Here is a 12,652-nt window from a genome sequence, read left to right on the forward strand (position 1 = left end):
AGAAGAACGGCAACGATCTTTAACCCTGGCAGGGGCACGGTTAGCATGGCATCTGCCAGAATAGCCGGCGGGTGTCAGCCTCTGAGGTGAGCGATCAGCCTGAGGGTTTTCTTCGTAAAGTTGGTTTTATGTGATTTTACCCACTTAGAAGATTTATATATTACAAACACCCCACGATTTGTATGAGCAAAACGTTCTGCCGCTCCCTTGCCAGGAAGAAAGTGATGAGCAACGATGGCATGCTCATCGGCACCATCAAGAATATCATGGTTGACCTGAGCACCGGGCAGGTTGTCGACCTTCTTGTCAAGCCGGACGAGACGTTCAGGACCGATGGTTACAGGACGGATGGAGACAAGATGCTCGTGCCGTTCGAGGCTGTAAAAGATATAAAGGATTATGTTGTTGTAGACCGTTACCTGCTGAAGAGATCTGAGTAGTACATTTTTACCGCTTCCACGAAGCCGTCACCGTATGGCCTTGAGGTGACAACGTCCGCAGCCATGCGCGTAGCGGGGGTGGCGTTTGCAACCGCTACCCCTACACCGGCGGCCTCGATCATCTCGATATCGTTCTCGGAGTCACCGATAGCAAGAATCTCCGTGGTGGGGATACCCAACTCAATGGCGAGTTCACGCATCGCCGCCCCCTTGCTCACGCCCGGCGGCTGGAGGTGGATCGCGAATCCTGTATCAAGGACGCGTACATCTAGGCCCTTCACCTGGATGATCGCCTGAGCCTCGGCGGGATCGACGTTCCGCGCGAAGGCGACGTCAGCAAACCGGTATTGCGCGCTGTAAAGTTCGAGTTCAACGCCCTTTCCGGCAAAATAGTCCCGGAGAACCTCGAACGCTTCCAGACAGACCTCCCGGTCGCCGGCGATCTGGAGAGGGCCGGAGAAACTCCTACGATAGACGCCACCGTTCTCGCCGATGATCGTCCCATCCGTCCCGACCATCTTTGATAGAGTGTCCATGAAGCAGACGGTGTTGCCGCTTGCAAGCACAACCGTGATCCCGGCGTCAACGAGGGTGCGGATGGCCTCGATGGCGGCGGTGTTGATCCGCCGCCGCCGATCGGTAAGGGTGCCATCGACGTCCGTTGCAACAGCCCTTAACAAGGTCTTAGCCCCACCTGCTCGACCATGAACGCTGCCTCGCCTTCAGGCAGGTTGGGACTATCCACCAGGCGGGCGACCCTCTTGCCACCCTTGCCTTTCCGCAGGTATATCCGGAATGTTGCGGTGTGTCCGACGATGTTGCCGCCGATAGGTTTTGTTGGATCGCCGAAGAGAATGCCGGGGTTCGACATCACCTGGTTGGTCACAAGGCCAACAGCGTTGTGGTCATCGATCAGTTTGAACAGATCGTGCATGTGGCGGTTCAGTTTCTGCTGCCGTGGCGCCAGCGTGCCGCGCCCCGCATACTCCGACCGGAAGAGCGACGTCAGGGAGTCGATGACAAAGAGCCTGATAGGGTAATCGGACTTCCGAAGATCGTTTGCAAGTTCACGCGCACTATCAAGGAGGAGCATCTGGTGGTCGGAATTGTGCGCCCGCGCTACGTGGATCCGCTCCAGGACTTCCTCGATAGACCCGATCTCCGCCCCCTCAGGCAGGCCTTTAACCATCTGCTCAATACGCTCCGGGCGGAAGGTGTTCTCCGTGTCGATGTAGATCACACCACCGTGCAGCCCCCCGAGTTCTTCAGGGATCTGGACGTTGACCGCCAGCTGGTGGACAAGCTGGCTCTTGCCAGACCCGAACTCACCATAAACCTCAGTTATCGCCTGCGTCTCGAGTCCGCCACCGATCAACTCGTCGAGTTCAGGCACCAGGATCTTGAGTTTCTTTACCTCTCTTCTCCTGTCCATGATATCCCGGCCTGTCTTGAACCCCCCGATATCCGCCATCTTCCTGGCGGCGATGATTATCTTCTTGGCGGTCGCCTCACCGATCTCCGCCGCTTCGGCGAGATCCCCCGGCGTTGCCGTTGCAACGCTCTCTACTCTACCATATCCAGCTTCACGGAGTTTATCGGCGGTGGTTGTCCCAACTCCGGGTAAATCTTCAAGATCAATCTCTGACATCTCGATCCTCACTTGATCTCTCTTATGTGTGTCCAATGACGCTACACTAAGACTCTTTAACTGGAAGCATAAAATTCGATTGCCGCGCGGTGTGAAAGTGAAGCCTGGATCAGATCTTCTGGTTGAAACGATCCAGGCGGCGTTTCAGCGATCCGAGATCGGGTTGCATATACTCAAGAAAGTCCGGCCTGAACACGCCACGCTGAACCGTGCCCCTGGCGCGCACGAGATGGCCGATGGGGATCACCCTCTCCAGGAGGTAGCAGGAATTGCCCGCGTCGATGGAGATCCCCTCGCCGACAGGGATGACCGTGCCCTCGATCTCAACGATCTCTTCCTCATGCTCAAGGATGAGGAGAGCGCTTCCCCACGAGAGATGCAACTCGATGCCGCCAGAGCGCGCCCGCCGCCCGACCGCGTTGTAGACCTCGATCCGATCGCCTGGCATCAGGCGTTCATCAGCCTTCTCGCCCCAGATTACAACCGGGATCTCACCCGTCTCATCCGCAAAGACAAGGTTTCGAACCTTTGATGACCGCCCGCTCCGTGTGGTAAACGTCCGGGCATGCTGCACACTGACCACAGTTCCAGAGAGCGAGTACGACCCGCCTTCCTCCACCTCCGCAACTCTGTTCATAGTGATGTTGATCTGACGGCCGGAGGGTGCAACTGATGCGGTTTCACCGACGCTGTACTCGACTCCCCAGTCGTTGTCGCGTGCGAGAGCGCCCTTGATAACGATGCTCTCCCCGGGCTCAACCCCACGGAGGAGCGCCGGCGCCCAGGCGACAAGTCGGAACACGCCCTTCTCGTTCCCGACCACCGCCTCGAGCATCTCCCCCGGGGATCCATTGCGCCGGGTGAACGTCCGCGGCTCCCCTACCGAGATCAGCCTGACCTCAAGAACATCCGCGACTGTTGTTCCGGGGTCATCAGGGGTATCCTCACAGGTTATCTCGCATGCCGCCTCCTGGATGGCAACGACGGTGACGTCAGGAGTCGTTCCACCGCTCTTCGGGCGCCCAAGTATCTCTACGACGACACCTGCCTCCAGCTCAGAGACTGCGGCGGCTTTCTCGTCCCAGAGTGTCAACCGGGCCCTCCCGGTCTCATCGCCCACCCTCACGCTCGCTACAAGCCCTTTCGTGCCGTCTGGCCGCTCAAACTCCCGGGGTTCCCCGATAGAGAGCACCTTTGCAAAGAAGCACGCGAGGCTTGTGACCGCCGTTAGGTCGCGTATACGGACGTGCGCCCGGCCAAGGTCACGGACGACCAGCATAGCCGCTGTTTGTTCATCGAGAAGATCGCCTGACTCTATCACCTTCTCCTCAACCCGGCGTTCAAACTCATCTTCCGTGAGAAGGTCATCGACCAGACGGTAGTGGAACTTCACGCCCGCATCTCCGCTCCTACTCCTACCATGGCGGGGTCAACATCGTGGCGATCAGGTCGTCGATCGTCTCGGCCCGACGCATCAATGCAGCCCTTCCACCTGCGACCAGCACCTCAGCGCAGCGTGGCCGACTGTTATACTGCGATGACATCGCAAACCCGTATGCCCCGGCATCCAGGACGGCGATGAGATCACCGGCCTCAAGGTCAGGGAGCATACGGTCACTGGCAAGGATGTCACCCATCTCACAGATTGGTCCCGCGACCGAGTATTCCCGCTGGGGGGGAGTGTCTGCTTTGTTTGCTGCTACTACCTCGTGGTGGGCATCGTACATCGCTGGACGGATGAACAGGTTGAACCCGGCATCGACGTTTGCAAAGGTCCTGTGGGCGGTCTTGACTGAGTTGACCCTGGTGAGGAGAATCGTCGAGTCGCCGATGAGCCAGCGGCCCGGTTCAATCCAGAGTTCTGGCTCGATCCCGAGGTCACGTATCCCCTTCAGGAAGATGGGCATGATCGCTCCCGCATAGTCCTCGGGCGTCGGGGCACGGTCAGTCTCCCGGCGGTAGGGGATGCCGAGCCCTCCCCCGATGTCAATGAAGGAGGGGTCTACCCCGATATCGATAAGGTCGCTCGCGAGCCTGATCAACACCTCGACCTCGCGCGCGAATGGCTCCACGGCCAGGATCTGCGAGCCGATATGGCAGTGGATACCGACAGGGTTGACATGCCCTGCATCAAGGGCCTCCCGGTAGGCATCCAGGATCTGTCCTGCAGGAATGCCGAACTTGCTTGTCGCAAGCCCGGTTGCGATCTTCGGGTGGGTAGGAACATCGATCTCAGGGTTGACCCTGAAAGCAATCTCGACCGTCTTTCCCGCCTCTGCGGCCGCCGCATTGAGTTGCCGGAGTTCGTCAAGCGAGTCCACCGAGACCTTTATCCCCTTCTCAACCGCGAGGGCAAGGTCAGCAGGGGATTTCGAGCTCCCGTTGAAGAGGAGCGACTCCGGCCGCATCCCGGCGGCAAGGGCGAGAGAGACCTCCCCTGCGGAGAACACATCGGCACCCGCGCCCATCGAGGCAAGTATCCTGAAGACCGCGAGATTGCCGTTTGCCTTGGCGGCGTAGAGGATCCGGACGTTCGGATAATGCGCGGTGAGGGCGCCTGCAAGGCGCCTGAAGTTCTCCCGGATCCGGTCCTCGTCGGTGACGTAGAGTGGAGTGCCAAACCGTTGCGCGAGATCCACTGTGTCCTGGCCGCCGATCCAGAGATGACCGGCCTTAACCATGAGGTGCGGCGGGAGGATCACAGGTCAAGCCCCCGCATCCGCTCGACCGCCTCGTTGATCCGCTCGACCGACCGGGTGATCGCGAAACGGACGAACCCCTCACCGTTTCGACCGAAACCGACCCCCGGCGTCGCGACAATCCCGGCCTCGTCGAGGAGTTTCGCGGCAAATGCCATGCAGTCGTCGACCGGCACCCATACGTAGAAGGTGGCCTTCGGCGCCTGAACGTCAAACCCGATCTCTCGAAGACCCGAGACGAGCGCGTCCCGGCGCTCCTGGTATACCGAACAGGCCTCTCTAACAGAGTCCTGAGGGCCTGTTAACGCGGCAATCGCGGCGTGCTGGATGGCATCGAACGCCCCGGAGTCAACGTTGGTCTTGACACGACCGAGCCCTGCTACAATATCGGCGTTTCCACAGGCCATCCCGATCCGCCACCCGGTCATGTTGTAGGTCTTTGAGAGGGAGTGCATCTCGATACCGACCTCCATCGCGCCGTCGGCCTCGAGGAAGGAGGGTGAACGGTAGCCATCGAAGGTGATCTCGGAGTAGGCGTTGTCATGGACCACGACGATATCGTGCTCCCTTGCAAACTCGACAACCTCCTCAAAGAACGAGAGGGGTGCTACGGCTGCCGTGGGGTTATTCGGGTAGTTGATGAAGATCATCCTGGCCTGCTTAACAACAGCGGCGGGGATATCCTCAAGCGCCGGAAGAAAATTGTTCTCGGGGCAGAGCGGCATCTCATAGACCTTACCCTCAGCAAAGAGGGCGGAGGTCTTGTAGACGGGGTAACCGGGATCTGCAACCAGGACAAACTCACCGGGGTTGACAAAGGCCTCGGCGATGTGCGCGATCCCCTCTTTTGAACCGATTAGCGCGAGGGTCTCCTTCATCGGCTCGAGGTCAACCCCGAACCGACGCCGATACCATTCTGCCACCGCCCTGCGGTACGCGGGCATACCGGCATAGGAGGGGTAGTGATGATTCTTAGGGTCACGGGTTGCGGCACAGAGGGCCTCCACTATATGCTTCGGCGTGGGGAGATCGGGATCGCCAACCCCGAGGTCGATTATATCAACGCCCTGGCGCTGTTTCTCCTCTTTCATCTCGTCAATGCGCGCAAAAAGGTAGGGAGGGAGGTGATCCATGCGTCTCGAATACATCATTTAGGTATTGCACACGAAACCCTATTTATCTTCTCACCTTACGGGAAACTCATGCCCGGACAACATGATCGGAAAAAGGGATACCGTTTACGCTCTGGCGCGCAGTGGACGAAAAAGGAGTATCGCCGCCAGGGAGGCGACGGTGCGGCGACAGTCTGAGGCTATCCGTACCAATCCCTTCAGGCTGTGCCCCCATCTGATTGTCTTCCCCAGGGACGATGGGTAGCCAGGGGATGATCCGCATCGCCGCGGGTCATCCCGCCATCTGAATGTTGGGTGGGTGGCCAGGGTTTTGCAAGACGCAATTCCCGAGAGATTGGAAAAGATAGCGGGTCGACGAAGGATGTTTACCTGGAGATGCGAGAGACAACAGAGGCAGCGTCTCCGTCCCTCCCCGTCAGCTCCCAACGGGGGGGCGATGCTCCATCGATACACTCTCCGGGGAGGAGACCGCTACCTCGCGGCCTCACCTGAGAAACTCCTCGAAGATCCTGTTTCCTCAGTAGCACGGCTTCCCCCTGGCTATCGCCACTTACTGCCCGCCCCCTTGAGGGGGTGGGAGGAAGCCGCGGAACGCGCCGGGAGGTGGGGGTGGTCGACGAAAGAGGTGTATCAGAGGATGCAGCGACAGGGCGGAAGATGTTCCATCCCCTCCCCGCCGGTCCCACCACGGGGTGATTCTCCATAGATACACTGCCACGGAGGAGATCTCCTCACCAATCAAGTCCCTGGCACGGCATCCCACCAGACCTTGTTGAGCAGCCTGGTGATGGTGTGGCCGGTGAAAGGCGGTGCTCCTGAAGAGATGCGGTGACGGGGAAAAGTTCCTTTCCCCATCCAACACGCCCCACAAGGAAGAATGGCGGCTCCGTCTTCATCCCCCGCCAGAAGACCGGGGACTTCCCGCCCCCCTTCATCCCCACAAGGTTAAATAAAGCGGATACGAAGGTTAAACCATGGATCCTCCCGATTGCATCATGGTCTTCTGCACGGCCCAGGCCGGTGATGCTGAGAATCTCGCCGTGTCGCTCGTCAATGCCCGTCTTGCAGCCTGCGTGAACGTTGTGGATGTCAGGTCGTGTTTCTGGTGGGAGGGGGCGGTATCCACAGAGGACGAGCGCCTCCTGATCATGAAGACACAGCACCGCCTCCTCGATCCCCTGATAGAGAGGATTCGCGGCCAGCACACATACGACCTGCCCGAGATTATCGCCATCCCGATTATCGGGGGGGATGGCCCATACCTTAACTGGATACGGGAGGAGACAGGCTGATGGAGACCGTCCGCCGCACGGGGATCCAGGTGAACGGGGATGAGGTGTGTGAGGTCCAGGACAGTATCATCGTCGAAGGCCGTGTCCGGCTCTTCCTGAACGGAGAGTATCTTACAACCATTGTGGCAAGCCCTGAACGCCTCGAAGATCTCGGGGCGGGGTTTGTCGTCTGCGAGGGGCTGGCGGAGACGGTCGAGTCCGTCGAGGTCTCTGGCGGGGATGTCCATATAGCCGCACCGGTAAAGAGAGAGTCCCTGCTCGAGATGGAGTCGTCCGGCGGTTACCGGGTGCTTGGCGAGGCAAATAAGGTGGATTCAACTATCACGATCACCGCTGACGGCGTCCGCGCGGTCACGGCAGCGATCGAGTCTGATGTCTGGCGACGGACCGGCGGCGTCCACTGTTCCGTCCTCTTCTGCGGCGGCGACCTCGTCACCAGGGCCTGCGACCTCGGCAGGCACAACACCGTCGATAAGGTGGTGGGTTATGCGACCCTCCGGGGGCTGGACAGGTCGGGGTGCGTCCTCGGTTGCACGGGAAGGCAGCCTGCAGGAATGGTAGCAAAGGCGGCCAATGCAGGTATCCCGATCGTCGTCTCCCGGGCTGCATCCACCGACCGGGGGATCATGACGGCAGAGCGTGCAGGGATCACCCTGATAGGCTTCTCGCGGGGCGAGCGGTTCACCATCTACACGCACCCTGAACGGGTGCCTGAAGTTCTGAAAAAACTGGGGAGACCATGGTAGAAACAGATAACCTGAAGAATGAGGCGCTGCTCCTGCTCGGGTGCCCGCAGGTGCCCGTCCAGACGAGTCTGGCGCTATACACGGCGCACAACCTGAGGAGACAGGGTTGCCGTCCGGTGATCGCGGGGACACCTGCAGCACGGAAACTGATGGAGGTGGCCGATCCCGGCCGTTGCTACATCGACGAGATGAACGACCTTGACAATATGATCGATGAGATAGCAGAGAAGCAACGGGATTTTAAACTCTGTTTCGTCTTCATCCACAATGATTCAGGGGTTGCATACGCCGGAACGATGGCGTATATCTCCAGTGCACGGGTCTGCGCGCTTATATTCGGGGAGCACGCAGAGGAACTCGCCGGCGAGATCGAGTTTCCCTGCGAGATTATCGCGGCGAAGGCGGTGCATAACCCAATGCCGCTGAAAAGAAGACTTGACGAGGTGATGCAATGGCCGGTTGTCTCGAAGCTATGAAACCCGAGGTCTTACTCTCCGGATCGTCTTTTAAGGAGGCGCGAGAGTTCATCCGGAAGAACGTTAAAGAGTATTACGAGGTTGAACCGGGTTACCGGATACTGGACGTCCACATCATCGGCGTGCCGCCGCTCTATGTCGGGATCGAGGGTGAAAACATTGTCTTCCCCTACACCAAACCCTGTCACGGAACTTTTGTGGTGAAGATACCCGGGAGCGACGAGATCGCACGGTTGCGGGAGAGGAAGAGAAAGTAACCCTCTTCCTCTGGATATTCTCCGCTTCCTCCGACCATCTGTGGCAGCGGCTTCCAGAGGGTTGCCGCCGCTCACCGCTCCAGACGCACCGGGGCTCCGGTCACACCGTCAGCTCGAGGGCTGACATTTGCGCGAAGACCAAAATGGTTAAGTAAAACAATTTATCATTTCACCTCGTGAAACCCGCACCAGTATACATCCGGGCCGTCCAGGCCATTGTGGCGATCGGGATCTGCCTTGCAGCTGCAAAGATAGGATCGGCGTTTACCATGCCGGCGATTCCAACCTGGTATGCCTCCCTGGTAAAACCGGGGCTGACCCCGCCGGCATGGGTCTTTGCTCCAGTCTGGACGGTGCTCTACGTCCTTATGGGCATTGCACTCTACCTGGTCTGGAGCAAGGGCTGGAAGCAGCGGGGTGTGCCGGTTGCGGTAGGGATCTTTGGTGTCCAGTTATTCCTGAACGTTCTCTGGTCTTATGCCTTCTTCGGGCTGCAGGCACCGTTCCTCGCGCTCACCGTGATCCTGCTCCTCTGGATTGCAATCCTGCTGGCAATAGTCGCCTTCTACCGGGTCTCGATCCCCGCAGCAGCGCTCCTTGTCCCCTATCTCATCTGGGTTGCCTTCGCGGCCTACCTCAACCACGGCATCTACATCCTCAACCCATGATGGTGGAGATCATTGTTTCCCAATCTCGCGCCAGACGTGAATGAAACGCTGGATGGCGGTGTAGTGCCCCAGAGTACCGAATATGACCAGGAGCCACCCCAGGTAGTTCAAACCGCAGATCTCAACCGGAACCATGACGGTGAGCGCTCCTGCAATGATGATCAGCAGCAGGCGGTCCGCCCGGCCAAGTATGCCGCCGTAAAACCTGCCGACCCCTACAGCCTGCGCCTGGGTGCCGAGATACGAGGACATCAGGACACCCGTCAGCGCGAATACCCCTATCTGCCACGGGGCAGCACCGCCGGCAAATATCCCGGTGATTATGAAGATATCAGCGTATCTGTCGATGACATGATCCAGGAAATCCCCGTGGGCTCCGGCGATCCCCATCTCACGTGCAAGCGCCCCGTCGAGCGCATCAAAAGCGGCATTTAGCGCGACCAGGATGGTGCCAGAGACCACTCCCCCAAGATAGAACGCAATGCCGGCAAGCGCCGATACGATGAACGATCCCACCGTCAGGGCGTCCGGGGTTATGCCAGCCCTCCGCACCAGGTTTATCGCCGGCTGCATGATACGCTGGGCCTGCGGCCTGTACTGGTCGAGCGTCATAATCCGGTCTCCAGGTAGTCCGTCCAGTCGATCGATCCACAGGATGGCGGGAGTTCTCCGCTGATAAACCGCTCAACAAGCCCGGCACAATCCTCGATGGAGAGATCGGTTGTATCCACCTCCAGGACGTGTTCAGCGGGGTGTTCATCGAGCGTCTCGATCAGGATCAGATCGAGCGCCTCCGCCTCGACGTTCTCCGCGATCTTTGCCCCGGGATAACCCCGCACCTCAAGGCGTCTCCGCAGGACGTCAGGGCGGCACCGGAGCACCACCACAAGGTCGCAGGGGATGAGATGGGCAAGATGCCCCTCGATTATCCCGTCAACAGGCTCGAACCCTGCCACCCAGCGATCGGTGTCAACCACCATCGTCTGGCGGGCGCGGTCCTCCTCCAAGATATAAGGTTGAACCGTATCAACAAGGTGAACAACCCTGTGCCCGCGCCGTTCGAGTTCGGCAGCAACGGAACTCTTCCCGGTTCCCGGCGTGCCGGTGAGCCCCACCATCATAGGTCGCGTATCGCCTCCATGAATAGAGCGTTTTCCCGGTCGTCACCGATGCTGACCCTTATGTAGTGGTCGCCGAGACCGGGGAAGGTGGTGCAGGACCGCACCAGAACACCCCGTGCCGCGAGACGCTCCACCGCCTCGTCGCCTGTGTATGGGGCAACATCGATCATGACAAAGTTTGCATCCGACGGATACGCACCCGGGATCTCCTCGATGAACCGCCGCCTCCAGCGCAGGACATGCTCGCGGGTCTCGCGGACGCTCTCTTCCTCCGCGAGGGCGGCGGCGGCGGCGGCGGCCGATACAGAGTTCAGTGCAAACGGTGTTGCCGCCCGATTGTAAAACGGTTCAAGCCATCCGGGCACAAAAGCGTAGCCCACCCGCAACCCCGCCAGGGCAAAGATCTTTGACATCGTCCGGCCGAGGACAAGGTTCTCGTACCGATGCATGAGCGGCAGGTAATCCATATCCGAGAACTCGATATAGGCGTTGTCCAGGAATAGCAACCCCTCCAGCCCCTCCAGTATCTCCTCAACCGTTTCGAGCGGGACGGTGTTCCCTGTGGGGTTGTTCGGGGTGCAGAGGAACGCAAGTTTTGCGCCACCGCACACCCTGATGAAGTCTGCCGGATCGACCGAGAAGTCTTCTTTCCTCCGCGGGGCGTTCACCACGCGGGCACCGTGCGCGATGGCCGCAATCCCGTAGAAGGAGAAGGTCGGGGTCGAGATCACCACAGTCTCACCGGGCTCGACGACCGTTCGGATCAGCGTCTCGATGACGCCGTCCATCCCGGCGCCGGTGACAAACCGGTAATCACCGTGGTATCGGCGGAGAGCCTCAACGAAGACAGACGCCCGTTCATCCGGGTAGCGGTTCGCCTCCAGGAGTGCAGCGCACCCCGCCTCGATCACACTCTGAGATGGAGGCCGCGGATTCTCGTTGCTCGCAAGACGGGCAACCCTCTCGATTCCGTGCTCCCGCGCCACGTCCGCGGCCTTCTTCGCAAAGGAGTAGCCGCTCGCCTCTGAGAAACACACTCTAACCAAGCGCTGCATCGATGACCCCGACAGCCGTCTCGATCTCCTCATCCGTGATCACAAGCGGCGGGATCAGACGGAGGTTTCCATCGGCGGCGCAGTTGACAAGAACACCGTTCTCAGCGCAGGTCTGCTGCACCTCAGGACAGCGGTCACCGACCGGGATCCCTATCATCAGCCCGCGGCCGCGCGGGTTGTGAGCGGCAAGCCCTTTCATGAAGATCTCGCCTTTCCGGGGAACCTCGGGGAGAACACCTTCTATGACGCCGATAGTCGCGAGTGCCGCCGCACAGGCAACAGGTCCGCCCGCAAAGGTGCTCCCGTGCTCACCCTTCCTGAACTCCAGCCCCTCGCGCGCAACGAGCGCCCCGATGGGAAACCCGCTTGCAAGCCCTTTTGCAATCGTGACGATATCGGGGGTGACACCGGTGTGCTGGAAGGCAAACCATCTCCCTGTCCGGCCCATACCGGTCTGCACCTCATCGACGATCATCAGCGCGCCGGAATCATCGCAGATCTCCCGGATTCCCTGGAGGAAACCATCGGGAGGGATCAGGACACCCGCCTCCCCCTGGATCGGCTCGACAAAGACCCCGGCGGTATCTTCATCGACCGCTTCCGCCAGGGCGTCAAGATCACCGTAGTCGACGAAGGTGCAGGGGGGCGATAGGGGTTCGAACGGCTCCCTGATCGCGGGTTTGTGAGTGATGGCAAGCGATCCGCATGTCCTGCCATGGAACCCGTGGGTGAACGCAACAAACTTATTGCGGCCGGTCCGGATGCGTGCGAGCTTGATCGCACCCTCGTTCGCCTCTGCCCCGGAGTTTGAGAAGAACGCCTTTGCAAGCCCCGTGATCTCTACAAGCCTCTCTGCAAGTTCCGCCTGGTTTGGAACATAGTAGAGATTTGAACAGTGGATCAGCTGCCTCGCCTGATCACAGATCGCCCTGACCACCTTCGGGTGGCAGTGACCTGTGCTGCAGACCGCAATTCCGGCCACACAATCGATATACTCCCGCCCCCGGTCGTCCCAGACGCGTGAGCCCTCACCCCGGACGATCTTGATAGTCCGGGAGAACGCGGGCATGTAGTAGCGTGCATCAAGTTCCCGTGAATCCTGCTCCATTCTCTCCAC

The 12,652-nt window shown here is 59.7% G+C and carries 15 protein-coding genes; 6 read left to right on the forward strand and 9 right to left on the reverse strand.

Annotated features, from left to right (window positions below):
• Positions 1-182: 182 nt before the first annotated feature.
• Positions 183-440, forward strand: a complete 258-nt coding sequence (locus R6Y96_RS09920) for a PRC-barrel domain-containing protein (RefSeq protein WP_214022978.1) — start codon at positions 183-185, stop codon at positions 438-440.
• Here the strand turns inward: R6Y96_RS09920 and R6Y96_RS09925 are convergent.
• The 5 genes from R6Y96_RS09925 to R6Y96_RS09945 all read right to left on the reverse strand — a co-directional run bounded on the left by R6Y96_RS09925 (position 416) and on the right by R6Y96_RS09945 (position 5,935).
• Entirely contained in the window at positions 416-1,120 is a 705-nt protein-coding gene (locus tag R6Y96_RS09925; protein WP_318621263.1) for a phosphoglycolate phosphatase, read from the reverse strand. The two genes, R6Y96_RS09920 and R6Y96_RS09925, sit on opposite strands and share 25 nt — an antisense overlap.
• A complete protein-coding gene (gene radA, locus R6Y96_RS09930) occupies positions 1,114-2,088 on the reverse strand; it encodes a DNA repair and recombination protein RadA (protein WP_318621265.1) in 975 nt (324 codons plus the stop codon). Before radA ends, R6Y96_RS09925 begins: the two co-directional genes overlap by 7 nt.
• A gap of 109 nt (positions 2,089-2,197) precedes the next feature.
• On the reverse strand, positions 2,198-3,481 hold the full coding sequence (locus R6Y96_RS09935; RefSeq protein WP_318621267.1) for an OB-fold nucleic acid binding domain-containing protein: 1,284 nt from the start codon (positions 3,479-3,481) through the stop codon (positions 2,198-2,200).
• A 22-nt stretch (positions 3,482-3,503) separates the two neighbouring features.
• Entirely contained in the window at positions 3,504-4,790 is a 1,287-nt protein-coding gene (lysA, locus tag R6Y96_RS09940; RefSeq protein WP_318621268.1) for a diaminopimelate decarboxylase, read from the reverse strand.
• Positions 4,787-5,935, reverse strand: a complete 1,149-nt coding sequence (locus tag R6Y96_RS09945) for an LL-diaminopimelate aminotransferase (protein WP_318622522.1) — start codon at positions 5,933-5,935, stop codon at positions 4,787-4,789. The genes lysA and R6Y96_RS09945 overlap by 4 nt, the downstream gene beginning before the upstream one ends.
• 959 nt (positions 5,936-6,894) lie before the next feature.
• On the opposite strand from R6Y96_RS09945, the gene cutA reads away from it, so the two are divergent.
• From cutA to R6Y96_RS09970, 5 genes are all read left to right on the forward strand, one after another.
• Complete coding sequence (cutA, locus tag R6Y96_RS09950) at positions 6,895-7,212, forward strand: divalent-cation tolerance protein CutA (protein WP_318621270.1); 318 nt, start codon at positions 6,895-6,897, stop codon at positions 7,210-7,212.
• Complete coding sequence (gene fdhD / locus R6Y96_RS09955; RefSeq protein ID WP_318621271.1) at positions 7,212-7,958, forward strand: formate dehydrogenase accessory sulfurtransferase FdhD; 747 nt, start codon at positions 7,212-7,214, stop codon at positions 7,956-7,958. Before cutA ends, fdhD begins: the two co-directional genes overlap by 1 nt.
• On the forward strand, positions 7,952-8,434 hold the full coding sequence (locus R6Y96_RS09960; protein ID WP_318621273.1) for a DUF1890 domain-containing protein: 483 nt from the start codon (positions 7,952-7,954) through the stop codon (positions 8,432-8,434). Before fdhD ends, R6Y96_RS09960 begins: the two co-directional genes overlap by 7 nt.
• Positions 8,431-8,691 carry a DUF1894 domain-containing protein gene (locus R6Y96_RS09965; protein ID WP_318621274.1) on the forward strand — a complete coding sequence of 87 codons (261 nt, stop codon included), beginning with the start codon at positions 8,431-8,433 and terminating at the stop codon, positions 8,689-8,691. The genes R6Y96_RS09960 and R6Y96_RS09965 overlap by 4 nt, the downstream gene beginning before the upstream one ends.
• A gap of 176 nt (positions 8,692-8,867) precedes the next feature.
• On the forward strand, positions 8,868-9,359 hold the full coding sequence (locus R6Y96_RS09970) for a TspO/MBR family protein (protein WP_318621275.1): 492 nt from the start codon (positions 8,868-8,870) through the stop codon (positions 9,357-9,359).
• 9 nt (positions 9,360-9,368) lie between these two features.
• Here R6Y96_RS09970 and R6Y96_RS09975 read toward each other — a convergent pair whose 3' ends face one another.
• Genes R6Y96_RS09975 through R6Y96_RS09990 form a run of 4 tightly spaced genes read right to left on the reverse strand, consistent with a single transcriptional unit; the run spans position 9,369 to position 12,643 of the window.
• Positions 9,369-9,971 carry a CDP-alcohol phosphatidyltransferase family protein gene (locus tag R6Y96_RS09975; protein WP_318621276.1) on the reverse strand — a complete coding sequence of 201 codons (603 nt, stop codon included), beginning with the start codon at positions 9,969-9,971 and terminating at the stop codon, positions 9,369-9,371.
• On the reverse strand, positions 9,968-10,480 hold the full coding sequence (locus R6Y96_RS09980) for an adenylate kinase family protein (protein ID WP_318621277.1): 513 nt from the start codon (positions 10,478-10,480) through the stop codon (positions 9,968-9,970). The genes R6Y96_RS09975 and R6Y96_RS09980 overlap by 4 nt, the downstream gene beginning before the upstream one ends.
• On the reverse strand, positions 10,477-11,535 hold the full coding sequence (gene hisC, locus R6Y96_RS09985) for a histidinol-phosphate transaminase (protein ID WP_318621278.1): 1,059 nt from the start codon (positions 11,533-11,535) through the stop codon (positions 10,477-10,479). The genes R6Y96_RS09980 and hisC overlap by 4 nt, the downstream gene beginning before the upstream one ends.
• Positions 11,519-12,643, reverse strand: a complete 1,125-nt coding sequence (locus tag R6Y96_RS09990) for an acetylornithine transaminase (RefSeq protein ID WP_318621279.1) — start codon at positions 12,641-12,643, stop codon at positions 11,519-11,521. The genes hisC and R6Y96_RS09990 overlap by 17 nt, the downstream gene beginning before the upstream one ends.
• Positions 12,644-12,652: the final 9 nt, after the last annotated feature.

Origin of the sequence: Methanoculleus receptaculi (genome assembly GCF_033472595.1) — an archaeon.
Lineage (GTDB): Archaea > Halobacteriota > Methanomicrobia > Methanomicrobiales > Methanoculleaceae > Methanoculleus > Methanoculleus receptaculi.

Bases quoted from the DNA above. Each gene is read 5' to 3' on its own strand.
- R6Y96_RS09920 (WP_214022978.1), top strand. From the start codon at position 183: ATGAGCAAAACGTTCTGCCGCTCCCTTGCCAGGAAGAAAGTGATGAGC.
- radA (WP_318621265.1), bottom strand. From the start codon at position 2,088: ATGTCAGAGATTGATCTTGAAGATTTACCCGGAGTTGGGACAACCACC.
- R6Y96_RS09945 (WP_318622522.1), bottom strand. From the start codon at position 5,935: ATGTATTCGAGACGCATGGATCACCTCCCTCCCTACCTTTTTGCGCGC.
- cutA (WP_318621270.1), top strand. From the start codon at position 6,895: ATGGATCCTCCCGATTGCATCATGGTCTTCTGCACGGCCCAGGCCGGT.
- fdhD (WP_318621271.1), top strand. From the start codon at position 7,212: ATGGAGACCGTCCGCCGCACGGGGATCCAGGTGAACGGGGATGAGGTG.
- R6Y96_RS09960 (WP_318621273.1), top strand. From the start codon at position 7,952: ATGGTAGAAACAGATAACCTGAAGAATGAGGCGCTGCTCCTGCTCGGG.
- R6Y96_RS09965 (WP_318621274.1), top strand. From the start codon at position 8,431: ATGAAACCCGAGGTCTTACTCTCCGGATCGTCTTTTAAGGAGGCGCGA.
- R6Y96_RS09975 (WP_318621276.1), bottom strand. From the start codon at position 9,971: ATGACGCTCGACCAGTACAGGCCGCAGGCCCAGCGTATCATGCAGCCG.
- R6Y96_RS09980 (WP_318621277.1), bottom strand. From the start codon at position 10,480: ATGATGGTGGGGCTCACCGGCACGCCGGGAACCGGGAAGAGTTCCGTT.
- hisC (WP_318621278.1), bottom strand. From the start codon at position 11,535: ATGCAGCGCTTGGTTAGAGTGTGTTTCTCAGAGGCGAGCGGCTACTCC.
- R6Y96_RS09990 (WP_318621279.1), bottom strand. From the start codon at position 12,643: ATGGAGCAGGATTCACGGGAACTTGATGCACGCTACTACATGCCCGCG.